The organism is Ruania halotolerans, assembly GCF_021049285.1.
GTDB lineage: Bacteria > Actinomycetota > Actinomycetes > Actinomycetales > Beutenbergiaceae > Ruania > Ruania halotolerans.
Window position 1 is genome coordinate 350,313 of the sequence record NZ_CP088017.1, and the last position, 17,114, is coordinate 367,426.

Here is a 17,114-nt window from a genome sequence, read left to right on the forward strand (position 1 = left end):
AGCCATCACTAGAGGGCGTTGGCCCGGGCCACCTGGCCGAACCAGCGGGCGCTGGGTTTGGGGGTGCGCTCGAACGTCTCCCGGTCCCACTCCACCAGCCCGAAGGTGGGCCGGAACCCGCTCGCCCACTCGTAGTTGTCGAGCAGACTCCAGTGCAGGTACCCGCGTACGTCGATCCCGTCTTCAATGCATGCATGCACCCCTGCCAGGGCACCTTCGGTGTAGGCCACCCGGCGGTCGTCGTCGGCAGTGGCGATCCCGTTCTCGGTCACCAGGATCGGGATCTCATCGGCCAGCTCCCAGGCGCTGCGGATGCCCAGCTCGGTGGCCGGCGGGAAGAACTCCCACCCGGTGAGCGTGGTCTCCACGTCCTCGCGCACGGGAACTGGGCCGTCCGGGCCGATGAACGTACGGGTGTAGGCCTGCACGCCGACGAAGTCGTCCCCGGCGGACTGTTCCAGGTACCAGAAGTCGCGGGGGTAGCCGTACTCCTGCAACTTCTCCGCGCTACCCTCCTCCTCGAGCGCGTGGAACGCCTGAGTGGCCACGGTCCAGCCCGAGCGCAGATGCGCCGCCGAGGCGAGGATCTCCCGGCTGCGGTGGTGCGACGCGAGCAGTTGGTCGGCCACATGCAGATCCGGGTTCGGCAGTCCGTGCGCCACCAGGTTGCGCGCATCCTCCCCACCGGCGAGCATCGCGGCGATATTGGGCTCATTGATCGTGCACACGTAGCGCACGTCGTCGAGGATGCCCAGCACGGTCTCGGTGTACCGGGCGAACAACTCGGGTGCGTCCTCGGCACGCCAGAAGCCATCCTGTTCGAACCAGCGCGGCACAGTGAAGTGCATCAACGTGACCACGGGTTCGACGGCGTTTTCCAGGCACGTATCGATCATCCGCCGGTAGTGCGCCAGCGCGGCGCGGGAGACGTGCCCTCGCTCGGGTTCGATCCGGGACCATTCGATGCTGAACCGGTAGGCGTTCAGGCCCAGGTCAGCGGCCATACGGATGTCGTCGCCGTAGCGGTGGTAGCTGTCCGCGGCGTCCCCGCTCGGCTCCACGATCTGCGTACCGTCAGCGTGCTCGTGCTTCCACCAGTTGGCGTTGATGTTGTTGCCCTCAACCTGGTGGCCGGCCGTGGCCGCGCCCCAGAGGAAGCCGTCGGGAAAGTGCAGCACTGGTTCTCCGTTCGTTCGTGTGTGGTGGTGCGCTCGCGCGAATCATCCGGTGGTGGCAGCCGCCAGCGTTCTCATGCGGCGGGGTGCACCCGTGCGGGGTTCGGGATGGCATCCAGCAGACGTTCGGTATAGGGATCCTGCGGGGAACGCATCACCTGGGCGGTGGGCCCGCGCTCCACGATCCGGCCGCCGTTGAGCACAAGGATCTCGTCGGTGACCATCCGGGCACTGAGCAGGTCATGGGTGATGTACAGCAGGCTCACGCCCCATTCGGTGCGCAGGTCACGCACGAGGGAGAGCACACCCGCGCGTAGCGACACATCGAGCATCGAGACCGGCTCGTCGGCAACGATCACCTGCGGGTCACAGGCGAGCGCCCGGGCGATGACCACCCGCTGGCGCTGGCCGCCGGAGAGCTGATGCGGCAGTTTGGCCGCGAACTCCTCCACGGGGTTCAGGCCCACGGTGTCCAACAGCTCCAGCACCCGACGGCGAGCCTCCCGTCGATCCCGGTCCGTCAAGTTCACGACCGGCCGGGTGAGTGTGTACTCCACGGTGTGCAGCGGGTTCAGGGCCGCGTACGGGTCCTGGAAGACCATCTGGACATCCCGGTGGAAGCGGCGCAGGCCACGGCGCCGGAGCCTGCCGACGTCGATGTCACCGAAGCCGATGCTGCCGGCCGTCGGACGTTCCACACCGGTGATCATCTTGGCGATGGTGGATTTCCCGCTTCCGCTCTGCCCCACCAGCGCCAAGGCGGCGCCCGGTTCGAGGGTGAACGACACGTCGTCGACAGCGTGCACGGTGGCGGCGCCACGGCGAGGGGGTGGGTAGGTCTTGCTCACCCCGTGCACGCTCAGGGTGGTGTCTGCGGTGGTCATCGTGCGCCCCGAACCGGCACGCCCCGGGCTCGTCAGTCTGGAATTGGTGCGTCCTGACCTGGTGCTTGCGGCACCCGGGCCGCCGGCGGAACTGGGGTCTGCCGGCCCCTCGCCACCGGCAGTCTCCCGGGGAGAGCTGCCTTCGCCGTCGGGTCCTTCGTTCGCCAGCGCAGCCTCATTCTCCAGGCCAGCCTCATTCTCCAGGCCCGGCAGGGTGACCACCTCGGCACGCGGATCGGCGTAGTGGCTCAGCAGCATCTGTGTGTACGGGTGCTCGGCGCGATGCAGGATCTGTGCGCTCGGGCCGTTCTCGACGATCTCACCCTCGTGCATCACCAGCACCCGCGAGGTGGACTCGAGCACGGTGCCCAGATCGTGACTGATCAGCATGGCGGTGAACCCTTCGCGGCGCTGCAACTCGCGAATGGTCTCCATCACGGCGTGCTGGACGAGGACGTCCAGGGCGGTGGTGGGCTCGTCGAAGACCATCACCTGCGGTTCCAACGACAGGGCCAGCGCGATCGTGACCCGCTGGCGCATCCCGCCGGAGAGCTCTCCGGGGTAGCGGTCCAACACGGATGGGTCCAACTCGACCTTCTGCACCAGGTCCATGGCGCGGGCACCGCCCTGCCCGGCCGGGACGTGCCCGTGTGCGGCAAAGATGTCAGCGAAGTGGTGCCGGATCGTGCGCACCGGGTTCAGTGCGTTCATCCCGGACTGCAACACCATCGCGAACCCGCCCTGCCGCTGCGCGCGCAGCTCCTCGGCCGAGAGCGGGGCGATGTCGCGCCCGTCGACGACGATCCGCCCGGCCGAGATGCGGGCCGGCGGCTTGGCCAATTTGGTGAGGGCGAACCCCAAGGTGGACTTGCCCGACCCGGACTCGCCCACCAGGCCGACGAACTCGCCGCGATCGATCGTGAACGAGACGTCCTTGACCGCCTCGGTGACCGGGGCGCCCACGGGCTCATAGACGACGGAGAGGTTCTCCACCTGGACGATCGGGTCCGTGTGTCCCTGCGGGCTCGGGTGCGTGCCTGCCGTCGTGCTCATCGCCCTGTGCTCCCTTCGCGAAGGCGCGGATTGCTGATGCCATCGATGCCGAAGTTGATCAACGTCAGCGAGGTGGCGAACAGCGAGATGCACAGGCCGGGCGCCACCAGGAGCGCCCATTGCCCGGTGAGCAGGGCGTTGGAGTTCTGTGCCCAGAAGAGCATCGTTCCCCAGCTCACCACGGTGCTATCGCCCAGGCCGAGGAACTCCAGCCCTGCCTCGGCGAGAATTGCCGCCGTGGCCGAACCGAAGAACCCGCCGGCGATGATGGAGGTCATATTCGGCAGGATCTCGCGGAAGATGATCCGGCCCGGGCGCTCGCCGGAGAACCGGGCGGCCGTCACGAAGTCCCGGGAGCGCAGCGAACTGGTCTGGCTGCGCAGCACCCGGGCCCCCCAGGCCCAGCCGGTGATCGCGATGACCACGATGATGATCGAGATGCCGCCGTTGCTCAGATAGGTGGCGATCACGATCATCAGCGGCAGCCCGGGGATCACCAGGAACAGGTTGACCACGAAGTTGATCACCTCGCCGAGCCAGCCAGTCACATACCCCCAGCTCAGCCCGACCAGGACCGCGATGGCGGTGGCGATACCGCCCGCACCGAACCCGACCAGCACGCTGATCCGGGCTCCGTAGATGATCTGGCTGAGTACGTCCTCACCGGCCGCAGTGGTGCCGAGCCAGTGCGCACTGGTGGGGTCGAGGTTGCGTTCGAAGGTGTTGTCCGTGGGGGAGTAGGGCGCCACCAGTGGCGCCAGGGCGGCCATCAGGAGGAAAACGCCCAACAGAATCAGGCCGGCCCGGGCCTTGCGGTTCCCCCAGATGGTGCGCATCGCACGGGAGAGGCCGGCGAAGGTGCCGGGGCCGTCCTGGTCGGGTTCGACGGCGGTCGGCGCGAGGGCGCTGGAACTGGTGTTCTGGCTCATCGTCGGGTCCTTGGGTCGAGTACGCCGTAGAGCAGGTCGACGATGAGGTTCGCCACCAGCACGCTGACGGTGATCATCAGGAAGAGGGCCTGCATGAGCGGGTAGTCCTGCCCGATCACGGAGTTGAAGAGCAGGTAGCCGATGCCGGGATACTGGAAGACCTGCTCCACCAGGATCGATCCGCCGACCACGCCGCCGAGGGCGAGGCCGAAGCCGGTGAGATTCGGCAGGATCGCGTTGCGGGCCGCGTAGCGCAGTGCCACGGTGCGACCGCGCAGCCCGTTCGCCTCGGCGAAGGTCACGTAGTCCTCGCCGAGGGTATTGATCATGGCGTTGCGCATCCCGATGATCCAGCCGCCCAGGGAGGTCACGAGCATCGTGACCGCCGGCAGGATGGCGTGATAGAGCGCATCGCCGATGAATGTCAGGCTCCACTCGGGCCAGGCGGTCGGGGAGAAGGCACCGGAGGTGGGGAACCAGTGCAGGCCGTACCCAAGGAAGAACAACAGCAGCAGCGCCGTCCAGAAGTACGGGAAGGTGTTGATGAAGCTCCCCGAGACAGTCGGCAGTGCATCGAGCCAGCTACCGCGCCGCCACGCGGCGAGCACCCCGAGAAGGGTTCCGAGGCAGAACGCCAGCACGGTCACCGCACCCACCAGAATCAGGGTGTAGGGGAGGGCATCGCCCACCAGCTCCGCTACCGGCTGCGGGTAGAACGTGTACGAGACGCCGAAGTCGAGCCGGACCACCTGCCCGAGATAGGTGAGGTACTGCTCGATCAGGTTGCCGTCCGGGATGCCGAGCTGGGCTTCCACGGCCGCCCGGGTGGCCTCGTCGACGGGGCCATTCTGGGCGAGCCGGGCGACCGCGGCGTCTGCCGGATCGCCCGGCATCATCCGGGGCAGAGCGAAGTTCAGCGTGACGGCGGCCCACAGGGTGAGGGCGAACAGGCCGAACCTGCGTAGTGCATACCGCATCGGCTCTACTGGACCGGCTCGAGTCGAGTCAGGATCAGCAGTGGGGCCGAATCCCAGGTCTGCGGCGAGGCGTAGGGATCCTCCGCGCTGGGCCAGCCGGTGAAGCGGCCATCGTTGAACAACCCCCACATTCCGCCGTGGTAGACGGCGATTCCTGGAAGCTCATCAAACATCAGATGCTGCAGTTCACCGATGATCCGCTCCTGCTCCGCCTCCTCCACTGCGGATCGATACGCCACGAGGAGGTCATCGGCCTCCTGGGACTGGTACCGAATCCGGTTGTTCTGCGTGGTCTCCCCGTTTGGGGCATAGAACTCGCTGGAAAGCAGGGAGTTGTAGGAGGCGTAGGGATCACCGCCGCCGAGCCCGCCACCGAAGGCCATCTCGTAGTCGCCGCTGCTCAGGTTGGCCTCGTAGGCAGCCGCCTGCGGGGAGTTGATGTCCACCTCGATGCCGATCTCGGCCAGCTGGCGCTGGATCTCCTGCACGGCACGGAGCCAGTCGGTGTATCCATTCGGTGTGGTGATCGCGAATGTGAACGGCTGACCGTCCGGGGTGCGCATCGTGCTGCCGTCGTGGGTGAATCCAGCCTGTTCGAATGCGGCGATCGCGGCATCGGCATCCTGGGCGATGATGCCGCTGTCCGGGATGTCCTCAGCGAGGAGTTCTTCGTGGTTGGGCAGCAGCAGGCCGGTCTGGCTGGCTGCGTCCATGTATCCCTCGGACGCCACCTCGGCGATCCTGCCCTTGTCCAGGGCCAGCGCGATACCCCGGCGCACGTGCACGTCGTCGAATGGCTGCACGTCATGGTTGGGCAGCAGTCCGAGAACGCCGCCGGGAGGGAACCAGTACGTGTTGTTCTCATCGGCGCCGACCCAGGTGTTCTCCACATCGCTCATGAAGGAGTAGCCCCAGTCGAAGTTCCCGTTGACGATGTCGAGCTGTTCGGTTGCGGAGGGGAGCACGATCTGGTCGATCGCCACTTCGCCCCAATAATCGGGGTTGCGGTCCATCGTGTACTGCTGCGGAGTGAAGTTCCCTAGGGTGAAGGGACCGGTGCCGACGGGTTCGGTGTTGGCCCAGGTGTCCGGCGCGTCCTGCTCGGCCCAGATGTGCTCGGGCACGATCAAGGTCTGCCCGATGACGGGCAGGGCAGGAGTGTCGTCGCCCTGCAGGTGGAATGTGATCATGGTGTCGGTGGTTTCCACGGACTCGATGCGGTTCCATGCCCCGCGGGTGTCGAGTGCCGGGTACTCCTGGATCAACTCGAACGTGAAGGCGATGTCCTCGGTGGTGAGCGGTTCGCCGTCGGTCCAGGTGACACCTTCGCGCAGGGTCATCTCAATGGTGGCCGGGTCCGGTTGCTCCCAGGATTCGGCGAGCCACGGCACCTGTTCGGCGTCCAGCGGGTTCACCATGATCAGCGGTTCGTAGATGTAGCTGGTGGCGCTGCGCTTGTTCTGCAGGTACGGGTTGAAGTTCTCCTCGAATGTGGGTGAGCCCTTATCCGCGGCGAGCATGAGCGTGGCATCGCCCTCGCCTCCGCCACCCGATCCGCCTGGACCATCGCCGCTGCATCCGGCGAGAACGAGGGCGACCGCAACAGCGCATGCGGCCAAGCCGGTCGGGCGCCGCCGGTCCGTGCGAGCGCCGAGTCGTTGTGTCCGAGTACGCGATGTGCGCGCCCACTGCCATGTAGCCACTGGCCCATCCTCACGTCGTTGTCGCCATTGTCGCGCCGCGTCTCTGCGTGGCGATCGGCGTCCACCTCATCGTGCCGTTCGTCTCGCACCGTTGCGCTCTCAGCAATGTATGCGCATACATTGCTGAGCGCAAGAGGTGATCTCGATCGGTGCGGTGGTTCCCGGTAGCACGAGGTAGGCATGACGCTCGATCACAGCAGATGCGTGGTATCGGTGCCCATGTGAGCCTGGAGGCACGAACGAGAGGAAGGCGGAGGAGATGCCCACGAGCGATCCCGGACCCAGCGTCAAGGACGATGAGCTGTACGAGAAGTTGCGGGGGGAGGGGAACTCCAAGGAGAAGTCGGCACGTATCGCGAATGCAGCGGCGGCCTCCTCGCGCAGTGACATCGGCCGCAAGGGTGGCCACTCTGATGCGTACGAGGACTGGACCGTCGATGAACTCCACGACCGTGCCGCGGAGGTTGGAATCGAGGGCCGGTCCACCATGAAGAAGGATGAGTTGATCGAGGCGTTGCGGCAGTCGTGAGGTGGCGATCAACCAGGGGGGCAGCTGCCGCGGAGCAGCACGTCCACCGGTAGTTCGATCGCTCGCGGGGGTAGGTCCCGATCCTCTAGGCGGGTGATGATCGCCTCCATCGCCGTCTCGCCGAGTTGGGCCATCGGTTGTCGCACGGTGGTCAACCGGGGTGTGCTGTACCTGCCGGCGTCGATGCCGTCGAAGCCGGTCACCACGCAGTCTTCGGGCACGCGCACCCCCGCCTCGGCGAGCGCGGCCAGGGCGCCGAGGGCACTCTGATCGTTGGCCGCCACCACGGCACCAGGGACGCCGCGGTCGAGGAACTCGGCGACGGCGGCGCGGCCACCCGGTTCAGTGAACTCCGCCCCTGCGTGATGGACCTCGGGCAGGTCGGCGGGAACCGCGTCGCGGAAGCCTTCGGCCCGTGCCGCCGCATCCGGAGACGTGTCTGGTCCGTCCAGGTACAGCAGTGGACCCGGCGGCTTCACGGCGAGTACGTGCGCTGCCAGAGCCCGCATCCCGCCGCGGTTGTCCACGCTGACCCGGTCCACTTCGTCAGGGGTGTCCCCAGCCAGCACCACGAGGGGGAGTCGCCGGGCAGCACGCCTGATCAGCGCGTCGTCCAGGGTGGAGGCGAGTACGGCAAGTCCATCCACCCGACCGGAAATGTCGTCCAGGACGACGTCACGGCTCATCCCACGGCCGGCGGTGATCATCAGCGCGTACCCGGCCCGCCAGGCGGCATCTTCGGCGCCGCGCAGGATCTCGTCGAAGTACAGCTGGTGGGCGTGCCCGGCGCGCATGCCCTCGCGGTCGTCCACGAACGCCACGTCACCGGTGGCCGTGGAGACCATCGGTGGCTCGGGTTCGCGCTCGCTCTCCCCGGGTAGCAGGAGACCCAGCACCCTCGTGCGGCGCCCGGCGAGGCCTCGCGCGCTCGCACTCGGGACGTACCCGAGCTCGCGTACGGCGGTCAGGACGCGTTCCCGGGTGGACTCGCGCACGGTCTGCGGACCCTGGAGCACGCGGGAGACCGTGGCGATGGAGACGCCCGCGCGGTTCGCGACGTCGTAGACGGTCGGCTGCTTGCGCATGGCGTGACCTCCTTTCCTGCCGTGTTCCCGGGTGCGGTCTGCCGATCATCGTACGGGCGGTGATCGACACCGCGGCTCGACGCGATCGTCACCTGGGTGACGGTGGCCTCAGTGTCGGCGACAGCAACGTCACCGTCGCGCGCGACGGGTCGCCCTGGCGTACCGGCGGACATGTCGCCCGCACGGACAGGTCACGCTCGCGTGCAACGGGGCAGCCTCATGCGAACCGGATCGCCCGTTGAAGCCGGGTGCGTTGGTCGAAGACTTGGTCCTCGGTGAGGATCGGCACCCCGGGTAGCCCGACTGTCACGGTGCCAGCCACAGCGCTGCGGCGGATCGCGAATCGGGGGACGCCGCGGCTGCTGCCGAGGGGTAGCGCCATGGCCTCGAGTTGGGAGTCCGCCACGACCACGAGCACCGCGGCGTGCCGGACGCCCCAGCTCCGACTCACCCGGGCGCGGCGGGTGAGTGCTTTCACGGGCCGCGCACCCGGGGGGAGCCCATCGCTGACGAGCTCCTTGCCCTTGCGGCGCACGGGTGCGCCCCAGTCCTCGGACTGGGCGATGATCAACCCGGTCGGGCCGAGGATCACATGGTCCAGTTTGGCTGGGTCCGTTCTCGGGGCGTCAGCATCGCTACTCCAGTCGCCGTGGCCACGTGCGGTGGCCACATCGTGCCAGATCGTGAAGGCCGAACTCAGAGTGGCGAGTGCGCGGGCGGTAGCTTCCTCGGCACGCGCGTCGGCGAGCGCATGCTGGATCTCACGCGGGGCGCGGGCAACCAGCGAAGGATCATAGGGATCGGCGATATCGACCCCGCGCCCTACCCATTCGCGCAGGAGCGTGAGGTATCGCTCTTGTGACCACCCGCCAGGGTGGCCGTGGCTACGGGCCTTCGCGCGCGGGCGAGTCCCACCCGAGGCGCGCCCAGCGGTCCAGACCCGTGGGCCGTCGTCGTGCGTGCTTGGCGGTGGCGCGCTGCTACGGGCGCGGCCCGACGAGGCGGGCGACCGCCTGGCCTCGGCCGTGCGCATGTCGTATGCGCGCCGAGCTACGGGTGTACCCACCAACGCCCAGGCTTGCTGCACCTCGTGGAAGACTTCCGCGTTGCCGCCGGTGTCCGGATGCGTCTCACGCAGGCGGCGTCGATAGGCGCGGCGGAGCAACTCGGCAGGTGCGTCATGAGGCACCCCGAGGACTTCGTACGGCGTGCCGCCGGAGCGAGCGTCGGTCACCTGAGGGGAGGGACTTTCCGTGGGGAACTGGGAGGATTGCTACGGCCACGGTACCCGGGCTGCGTCGTTGCCACGGCGGTCAGCGGGATCACCACGCGTCGAGGTGGCGGTGCTGCGGCCCAGGAGGTGGGACGTACTCCTCGCGATTGGCCGGATCGAGGTAGGTGCGCGCGAAGGTCAATGAGGCCTGGAGGTCCGCTACCCGCTCCGCTGCCGTGCGGGCGCGCCGCGTCTGAATCTCGACCACCACGTCTCCGGCGAACTTGCGCCGGGTGAGTTCGCGCAGCAGGTCGGCACACGGCTGGTCACCGCGCCCGGGAACCAGGTGCTCGTCCATCATCGACGCCGTTCCGTCAGCCAGGTGCACGTGTGCCAGCCGGTCGCCGAACAGGTCGAGCAGGTCAAGGCTGTTCTGCCGCGCCACCGCGGCGTGCGAGACGTCCAGGGTTACCTGGTCGTAGTCGTGTTCAGTGGGGTCCCAGCCGGGGAGGTACGCCTTCATCTCGCGGTTACCACCGCGCCAGGGATACATGTTCTCGACGGCGATCGTCAGGTCCGGTTCGGCGTTCACCTCACGCACGTGCTCGGCGAACCCGCGGGCGTAGCGGTACTGCCAGCGGAAAGGCGGGTGCACCACGACTGTGCTCGCGCCGATCTCGCGTGCGAGATCAGCTGTCCTGTCCAGCTTGTCTCGGGGTGAAGGGCCCCACACGCGGCGGGAGAGCAGGATCGTGGGCGCGTGCACGCTGTGGATCGGGAGGTCGTAGCGCGAGCTGAGCCGCCGTAGGTGCTTCAGGTCCTGGCTGGTCGGGTCGGACCAGACCATCAGCTCCAAGCCGTCGTAACCGAGCTCTGCCGCGATCTCGAACGCATACGGCGTCTTTCGTGGGTAGACGCTCACGCTGGAAAGAGTGACGGGGATCCGGTGCGTGGGTGCTGTCGGTGGCTTCTCCGGCATCGTTTCCTCGGCCATGCGAGCCAGACTAAACCCGGTCGCTGGAGGTTGCCTGAGAAGTCTGAGGTGGGCGGGGGTGGCAGACCAAAGTGATCCCTATTTGAGTGATGAGCATGTTGCGAATATAAGCGCAGACTGTCTAAGGTGAGCCTGGCCTAAGTGAGGGTTGCCTTAGTGGGGCACCCCGGGCTGCCAACTCTGGAGACCTCATGAATCGACCTGTTCTCACGCGAAGCAGAGCTGCGGTAGCTGCCCTGCTCGCGATCGTTCTCACCGCGTTCGGTCTGGCCACGGCACCACCGGCGTCGGCGGAAGCTGGCACTGTCAGCGAAGGCAGCATCTCCTGGGGCGTGCGGGCCTCATTTGCGAGCTACGTGCGTGGGCCCATCGCGCATGGTGAGATCGAGACGTCCGGGGTGACAGAATCCGACGGTGCATTCCACTTCGCCGGCGGTTCGGGAACGGTGGACAGCGATTTCGGCTCGACCGACGTTGCGACTGCGGGTTCCGTACGATTCACCGGGCACGACGGGCAGCTCGACCTCACGATCGCCAACCTGGGAGTGCGGATCACTGAGGGTCAGGCGTTCCTGATCGCGGACATGACCTCGAAGGCCCTGGGAGCCAGTGAGGCCGTCTACACCCCGGACGTGGCGATCGCCGAGATTGATCTGGATGCCGTCACATTCGGAGAGGAGAGTGTGACGGCTTCGGGGGCTGCGACCACTCTCACCGCCGAGGGGGCTGAGGCGTTCGCCGGTTTCTATCCGGCCGGGGACTCGATGGACCCCGTCACCTTCGTGTTGCCGTTCGTCCTCGATGAGCCGACGGATGAGCCGACGGATGAGCCGACCGATGAGCCCACCGATGAGCCCACGGATGAGCCCACCGATGAGCCCACGGATGAACCGACGGATGAACCGACCGATGAGCCGACCGATGAGCCCACGGATGAGCCGACCGATGAGCCCACGGATGAACCGACCGATGAGCCCACCGATGAGCCCACGGATGAGCCGACCGACGGCCTGCAGGTGGACGAAGGTGTCTTGACGTGGGGTGTGAAGGAGTCGTTCATCTCCTACATTCAGGGACCGATCGCGCATGGGTCGATTGAGACTTCTGGTGGCGTGACCTTCGATGGGTCGGTGTTCGAGTGGTCCGAGGGCGCCGGGGTCGCTGATGAGGAGGATCAGACGGCGTTGGTGGCGTTCCCGGGGGAGATCCGGTTCACCGGTCACGGGGGGCTGCTGGATCTGACCATCTCTGATGTGCGGGTGCGGGTGGACGGCACGGATGCTGGTGCGATCGTTGCCACGATCGTGTCGAAGTCACTCCAGAGTGGTCAGTACGAGACCTTCACCGGCGTAGACCTTGCTGAGCTCACCCTCGACAGTCCGGCCATCTCGCTCGATGCGCTCAACGCCGGTGCCGGCCCGGGAGCACGCTCCCCGATCGTCGTGGTGCTCAAGGCGCCCGTCGGCAGCACAGGCGCGCTCACCATCTCCGGCGCCGCCGCGGTATTGACCGAGGAAGGTGCGCAGGCGTTCGCCGGCTTTTACGAGCCGGGCACCGCCCTCGACGCGGTGAGCGTCACCGCGCAGGTCGAAGCCGTCGCCGATCCCGCCGAGCCGACTGAACCGACAACGCCCACCGTCCCCACCACACCGGCTCCCACACCGACTGACAACACCGATGATGACCCGCAGAGCTCGGCCGGCGCGGAGGAGCCCGCCGCCGCCCCCGTCTGCACGGCCAACGCGGTCTCGGCAGCCACCCTCACCTGGGGGCTGAAGTCCAGCTTCCGCAGCTACATCGCCGGGGGAATCGCGAACGGCAGCTGGGACACCTCCGGTGGCGTCTCCGACGTCAGCGGGGGTTGGCAGTGGTCCGCCGGCTCCGGGAGCATCAATCTGGACTCCTCCACCGGAACCATCTCCTATGGCGGCACGCTGCACTTCACCGGCCACGATGGGGTCCTGGACCTGACGCTGAGCAACGTGGTGCTCCGGCTCACCGGGCCCACCAGCGCCACTCTCTACGCCGATGTCACCTCGAACGACATGGAGGGGAACGAGAGTTCGTACCCGGGCACCGCCTTCGCGACCGTGTCCTTCCCCGCGCCCTCGGCCGATGGTGGATCGCTGGACGTCACCGGTGCCTCCGTGACCCTCACCAGCGCCGGAGCAGCCGGCTTCGCGGGCTTCTACGAGGCTGGTACAGCACTCGATCCGATCTCGTTCCACCTCCCGATCGGTTCGGACGTGGAGTGCTCGGCCGCAGCCGGAACCCTCGCCGAGACAGGCGCCGGAACCGAGATCGCCGGTGCACTCGCCGCAGCGGGCGCCATGGTGCTTCTCGGTAGCGTGCTGCTCGTTCGCCGTCGGGCTGCGCAGCGTTGAGGCATCGCCCCCGTCGCGCTCGTGCCGCCGGCCCGGCCCTCGCCGCTGTTCTCGCTCTCCTCGCCCTGACCGGGTGTACGGGCGGAACAGCCGGCGAGGGCCAGCCGGCCGGCACGGCGGGCTCGCCCACTCCCGCGGCGGTGGAGTCCGAGTCCGCCCCGAGCGAGGAGCCGCCGGAGGAATCCAGCCGGGCCGCCCCCGACCCACGGACATTGCGGGGACCGGCCACGGCCGATCAGATCCCGGAGATCGAGCCGGTGGCCTCGCCCACCCCTGAACTGCCGGTCACCACGGTCGGTGTTGATGGGGTGGAGGTGACGGTCACCGATACGTCCCGGCTCCTCGCCCTGGATCTCTACGGCACCCTCGTCGAGACCGTCATCGGGCTCGGACTGGGTGAGCGCCTCGTCGGCCGGTCGGTTTCCAACACCGAGGCGAGCGTGGCCGACCTGCCGGTGGTCACGCAGAACGGTCACGAACTCAGTGCCGAGGCCATCCTCGGTCTGGACCCGACCGCCGTCGTGATGGACACCACCATGGGGCCACCGGAGATCCCGGACCAGCTGCGCTCGGCCGGGGTGCCCGTGTTGGTGGTCTCCCCGGAACGGGGAGTGGACCTGATCGCCGAGCAGATCCGGCATGTGGCGGGCGCGCTCGGCGTGGCCGAGGCGGGCGAGACGCTTGTCGATCAGTTCGAAGGCGACCTCGGCGAAGCAGAGACATACGTGGCCGAATTGGCGGGTGAGTGGGATCCGCTACGAATGGCGTTCCTGTACGTGCGTGGTACCGGCAGCGTCTTCTTCGTGATGGGTGACGGTTCCGGTGGTGACGATCTGATCGAGCACATCGGCGGCCTCGACGCTGCGACCGACGCGGGCATCAGCGATATCGTGCCCGCCACGGCGGAGGCGGTGATCGCCCTCGACCCAGAGGTGATCCTCACCATGACCGGTGGGCTCGAGTCCACCGGGGGCCTGGATGGTCTGCTGGAGCGACCCGGGATCGCGCAGAGCGTCGCCGGTGAGCAGGAGCGGGTGATCGATATGGCTGACGGTGATGTGCTTTCGTTCGGCCCGTCGTTCCCGGCCGTGCTGACAGCGCTGGCAGACGCCGTCTACCAGCCGTGACGGCGGTGGCTCGCCCCTTGGGGCGATACGCACCCGTGGAGGGGGCAGAGTCCGACCTCGGCTCGGCCGTTGCTCCGCGCCCTGCAGTCGGCCGGGACCGCGGTACGCGCCGAAGGGCACGCCCCTTCCTGACGGCGGCCGTTCTGCTCGTCGCACTGCTCACCTTGTGCGTGTTCTCCCTACATCTCGGGCAGTACCAGGTACCGCTCGGGGACGTCGCTTCGAGCGTGATCGGGTGGCTCGGCCTGGGTGATCAGTCCGCGACCAGGGCCGACGGCGTGCTGTGGGATGTGCGGCTGCCTCGCATCCTGGCCGGGGTCCTGGTGGGAGCAGGTCTGGGCACGGCCGGCGCGATCACGCAGGGGCTGTTCGGGAACCCGCTCGCCGAGCCGAGCGTGGTGGGCATCACCGCGGGCGCTGGAGTGGGTGCCGCTGCCGCCACGGTGCTGGGTACGGCGGCCACGATGACCGTCCTGGTGCCAGCGGCCGCGTTCGGTGCAGGGATCGTCACCACTCTGCTGGTCTGGGCACTGGCCTCGATGGTTCGCGGAGGCGGAACGGTGGCCCTGGTGCTCGTGGGTATCGCCGTGAATGCCGTGGCCGGTGCCGCATCGTCGCTGTTGATCTTCCTGGCCGATTCGACCAGCCGTGAAGCGGTGGTGTTCTGGCAGCTCGGCAGCCTCAACGGGGTCATGTGGACTGACGTGGTGGTGGCCGTGGTGTTGGTGGGCGCCGGGCTGGTCTGGGCGTTCCTGCTCGCCGGCGGCCTGGACTCGCTTGCGCTCGGCGAACGGGCCGCGGCGCATACGGGCGTGAACCTGCGAGCCTTCCGTGTGCAGGCGGTGCTCGCGGCCGCGCTGCTTACTGCGGCGGCGGTGGCGGTGGCCGGAATCATCGGGTTCGTCGGCTTGATCGTGCCGCACCTGCTCCGCCTCGTGGTGGGCCCGCGGCAGCGTTACATCCTGCCGCTCTCCGCGCTGGGCGGTGCGGTCCTGATCGCCGGCAGCGATCTCGTGGCCCGGACTTTGGTGCCATTCGTCGACCTTCCCATCGGTGCCCTCACGGCCGTGGTCGGCGGCCCGGTGTTCTTCCTGCTGTTACGCGCCCGGATCAGCACATGAGCGTGAGTCGACCTGACGTGGCCGAACACGTGCACGGGGCGGATGCCGCTGGCGATCCTGGCGGTCGGGACCCAGGTGCGGGCGCTGCCGAACCCGCGGGCGTCTCCCTGACGGTGGATGCGGTCGTGGCGCGGCGCGGCAACAGGAGGGTTCTTGACGGGGTCTCCTTCACCGTGGAACCGGGCAGTGTGACGGCGGTGATCGGGCCGAACGGTAGCGGCAAGTCCTCGCTGGTGAGCGTCATCGCCGGTGATATGCCGCTGGAGGCTGGGACAGTTCGTCTCGGGGGTCGGTCCGTGGGGGCGGTGTCCTCCGCTCTTGCGGCGACTCAACGATCGGTGCTCACCCAGGAGACGGCTGTTTCCTTCGACTACCTGGGAGCGGAGATCGTTGCCCTGGGCAGACGGCCGTGGCGAGCCCAGGAGAGCCGCGCTCAGCGGGAGGCGGCGGTGGCGGCCGCTCTTGCCGAGACCGAGATGTCCGAGGCCGCCGGGCGGCGCATCCTCACCCTCTCCGGAGGGGAACGTGCCCGCGTCCAGCTTGCTCGGGTGCTTGCCCAGGATGCGCCGATCGTGCTGCTCGACGAGCCGACGGCCGCGCTCGACCTGCGCCATCAGGCTCTGGTGCACCAGCTCTGCCGAGATGTGGCAGCAGCCGGAGGCACGGTGTTGGTGGTGTTGCACGATGTGGATGCGGCCCTCGCGGTGGCCGATTCGGTACTGCTGCTCGATGAGGGCCGGGTGGTCGTGCACGGCTCAACGGACGCCGTCACGGCTCAGCACCTGGAGGCGGTGTACGGGCACCCGGTGGAGATCGTCACCCACCCGGTGGACGGTCGGCGGCTGGTTCTGCCCAGGCGCGTCGTGCGCTGATGAGATCGCCTGTTCTGAGCACTCGCCACGAGGCCACCGGCGACTGATGCAGGACTACGCTTCGAGCGCTCCGGCCGCGGTCAGTGCGGTCAGGACGTCCTCCACTCGCCGCCGCTGGTGAGTGTTGAGTCCGCGGATGGGGAGTGGGAGGCACGATTCCTCAGCGATGCCGAGCCTCTCGGCGATGGCGGCGATCACCCGGATGCTGCCTCCCATCTCGGTGAACAGCCGCCACAACGGTGCCAGCCGGGCGTTCACGGCCTCGGCCTCCGCGGCGTTGCCTGCCAGTGCCGGGCGCGCCAGTCGCACGGCCACCTCGGGCAGGGTGCCGGCGATCACCGAGTACCAGGCGTCGCACCCGGCTGCGAGGCCTGCCGTGGCGAACGGGTCGCCGGAGACGCCGATGGTGACGTTCTCGCCTACCGCCACCCGGATCCTCGCAACATGCTCACGCGCCGCCGCCGGTTCGGTCGGCACACCGGGGATCTTGATCGACGCCACCCCCGGCACCCGGGCCACCTGCGCGTACAGCTCCGGCGTGAAGGTGACGTGCGTTGTCCCCGGATTGTCATAGACGATCACGGGCAGCGGGCTGTGGGCCGCGACCGTCTCCACGAGCCCCACGACGTCGTCGTCGGTGAGCGGGTGGTAGGACATCGCGGGCAGCAGCACCGCTGAGGCTCCGGCGTCGACGGCATCGTCGACGTGCGCGAGAACGTGCGAGGTCCGCAGGGCACCGACGCCGACGATGACCGGGAGCCCGTCCGCGTTCTCCACGGCAAGCCGGGCCACGCGAGCGCGTTCGGAACGGTTCAGGTAGGGGTAGATGCCCGTGGACCCCAGAGCCGCGATCGAGTCGACGCCGGCCGCCGCGACGCGGGCAACCTGTGCCGCGAACGCGCGCTCGTCCACTGCGTCGTCGCGCAGCGGTGTGAGAGGGAAGGCGCTGAGTCCGGTACAGGTGATGATGGTGTCCTCCTTGCCGCGACCACAGTACTCATGACCGGCCCGCAGCGCGTGGACGGCCGGCACTGGTCGCCGACGGCGGTGGATGGCCCGATCGCGTAC

General features: G+C 68.1%; 14 protein-coding genes. 5 read left to right on the forward strand and 9 right to left on the reverse strand.

Going from position 1 to position 17,114, the window contains the following annotated elements; translation table 11 throughout:
* Positions 1–8 precede the first annotated feature (8 nt).
* The 5 genes from LQF10_RS01570 to LQF10_RS01590 all read right to left on the reverse strand — a co-directional run bounded on the left by LQF10_RS01570 (position 9) and on the right by LQF10_RS01590 (position 6,721).
* Positions 9–1,178 carry a glycoside hydrolase family 1 protein gene (locus LQF10_RS01570; RefSeq protein ID WP_231065758.1) on the reverse strand — a complete coding sequence of 390 codons (1,170 nt, stop codon included), beginning with the start codon at positions 1,176–1,178 and terminating at the stop codon, positions 9–11.
* Between the two features lie 71 nt (positions 1,179–1,249).
* Positions 1,250–3,112 (reverse strand): ABC transporter ATP-binding protein, encoded by a 1,863-nt coding sequence (locus tag LQF10_RS01575; protein WP_231065759.1) that lies wholly within the window; start codon positions 3,110–3,112, stop codon positions 1,250–1,252.
* Entirely contained in the window at positions 3,109–4,041 is a 933-nt protein-coding gene (locus LQF10_RS01580; protein ID WP_231065760.1) for an ABC transporter permease, read from the reverse strand. Before LQF10_RS01580 ends, LQF10_RS01575 begins: the two co-directional genes overlap by 4 nt.
* The gene (locus tag LQF10_RS01585) at positions 4,038–5,018 is read right to left on the reverse strand and encodes an ABC transporter permease (RefSeq protein WP_231065761.1); all 981 of its coding nucleotides are present in this window, start codon (positions 5,016–5,018) and stop codon (positions 4,038–4,040) included. Before LQF10_RS01585 ends, LQF10_RS01580 begins: the two co-directional genes overlap by 4 nt.
* Before the next feature lie 5 nt (positions 5,019–5,023).
* Complete coding sequence (locus tag LQF10_RS01590) at positions 5,024–6,721, reverse strand: ABC transporter substrate-binding protein (RefSeq protein ID WP_231065762.1); 1,698 nt, start codon at positions 6,719–6,721, stop codon at positions 5,024–5,026.
* Positions 6,722–6,980: 259 nt separating this feature from the next.
* On the opposite strand from LQF10_RS01590, the gene LQF10_RS01595 reads away from it, so the two are divergent.
* Complete coding sequence (locus LQF10_RS01595) at positions 6,981–7,250, forward strand: DUF7218 family protein (protein ID WP_231065763.1); 270 nt, start codon at positions 6,981–6,983, stop codon at positions 7,248–7,250.
* Positions 7,251–7,258: 8 nt separating this feature from the next.
* Here the strand turns inward: LQF10_RS01595 and LQF10_RS01600 are convergent, their stop codons facing one another.
* The 3 genes from LQF10_RS01600 to LQF10_RS01610 form a co-directional block, all read right to left on the reverse strand.
* Positions 7,259–8,335, reverse strand: coding sequence for a LacI family DNA-binding transcriptional regulator (locus LQF10_RS01600; RefSeq protein WP_231065764.1), 1,077 nt, complete (start codon positions 8,333–8,335; stop codon positions 7,259–7,261).
* Positions 8,336–8,552: 217 nt separating this feature from the next.
* Positions 8,553–9,569 (reverse strand): J domain-containing protein, encoded by a 1,017-nt coding sequence (locus tag LQF10_RS01605; protein ID WP_231065765.1) that lies wholly within the window; start codon positions 9,567–9,569, stop codon positions 8,553–8,555.
* 88 nt (positions 9,570–9,657) lie between these two features.
* Entirely contained in the window at positions 9,658–10,542 is an 885-nt protein-coding gene (locus LQF10_RS01610; RefSeq protein ID WP_231065766.1) for a sugar phosphate isomerase/epimerase family protein, read from the reverse strand.
* 191 nt (positions 10,543–10,733) lie between these two features.
* Between LQF10_RS01610 and LQF10_RS01615 the strand changes: the two genes are divergently transcribed.
* The 4 genes from LQF10_RS01615 to LQF10_RS01630 are packed head-to-tail and all read left to right on the forward strand — an operon-like array spanning position 10,734 to position 16,046.
* Positions 10,734–12,926: an HtaA domain-containing protein gene (locus LQF10_RS01615; protein WP_231065767.1), complete on the forward strand. Its 2,193-nt coding sequence runs from the start codon at positions 10,734–10,736 to the stop codon at positions 12,924–12,926.
* Positions 12,923–14,053 carry a heme/hemin ABC transporter substrate-binding protein gene (locus tag LQF10_RS01620; RefSeq protein ID WP_231065768.1) on the forward strand — a complete coding sequence of 377 codons (1,131 nt, stop codon included), beginning with the start codon at positions 12,923–12,925 and terminating at the stop codon, positions 14,051–14,053. Before LQF10_RS01615 ends, LQF10_RS01620 begins: the two co-directional genes overlap by 4 nt.
* Positions 14,050–15,174, forward strand: a complete 1,125-nt coding sequence (locus tag LQF10_RS01625; protein ID WP_231065769.1) for a FecCD family ABC transporter permease — start codon at positions 14,050–14,052, stop codon at positions 15,172–15,174. The genes LQF10_RS01620 and LQF10_RS01625 overlap by 4 nt, the downstream gene beginning before the upstream one ends.
* A complete protein-coding gene (locus LQF10_RS01630; RefSeq protein ID WP_231065770.1) occupies positions 15,171–16,046 on the forward strand; it encodes an ABC transporter ATP-binding protein in 876 nt (291 codons plus the stop codon). The genes LQF10_RS01625 and LQF10_RS01630 overlap by 4 nt, the downstream gene beginning before the upstream one ends.
* A 54-nt stretch (positions 16,047–16,100) precedes the next feature.
* Here the strand turns inward: LQF10_RS01630 and LQF10_RS01635 are convergent, their stop codons facing one another.
* Positions 16,101–17,015 (reverse strand): dihydrodipicolinate synthase family protein, encoded by a 915-nt coding sequence (locus LQF10_RS01635; protein WP_231067222.1) that lies wholly within the window; start codon positions 17,013–17,015, stop codon positions 16,101–16,103.
* Positions 17,016–17,114 lie beyond the last annotated feature (99 nt).

What these genes read in the sequence shown, in the direction of transcription:
- LQF10_RS01610 (WP_231065766.1), bottom strand. Translation starts at nt 10,542, where the DNA reads ATGGCCGAGGAAACGATGCCGGAGAAGCCACCGACAGCACCCACGCAC.
- LQF10_RS01600 (WP_231065764.1), bottom strand. Translation starts at nt 8,335, where the DNA reads ATGCGCAAGCAGCCGACCGTCTACGACGTCGCGAACCGCGCGGGCGTC.
- LQF10_RS01615 (WP_231065767.1), top strand. Translation starts at nt 10,734, where the DNA reads ATGAATCGACCTGTTCTCACGCGAAGCAGAGCTGCGGTAGCTGCCCTG.
- LQF10_RS01595 (WP_231065763.1), top strand. Translation starts at nt 6,981, where the DNA reads ATGCCCACGAGCGATCCCGGACCCAGCGTCAAGGACGATGAGCTGTAC.
- LQF10_RS01575 (WP_231065759.1), bottom strand. Translation starts at nt 3,112, where the DNA reads ATGAGCACGACGGCAGGCACGCACCCGAGCCCGCAGGGACACACGGAC.
- LQF10_RS01580 (WP_231065760.1), bottom strand. Translation starts at nt 4,041, where the DNA reads ATGAGCCAGAACACCAGTTCCAGCGCCCTCGCGCCGACCGCCGTCGAA.
- LQF10_RS01630 (WP_231065770.1), top strand. Translation starts at nt 15,171, where the DNA reads ATGAGCGTGAGTCGACCTGACGTGGCCGAACACGTGCACGGGGCGGAT.
- LQF10_RS01585 (WP_231065761.1), bottom strand. Translation starts at nt 5,018, where the DNA reads ATGCGGTATGCACTACGCAGGTTCGGCCTGTTCGCCCTCACCCTGTGG.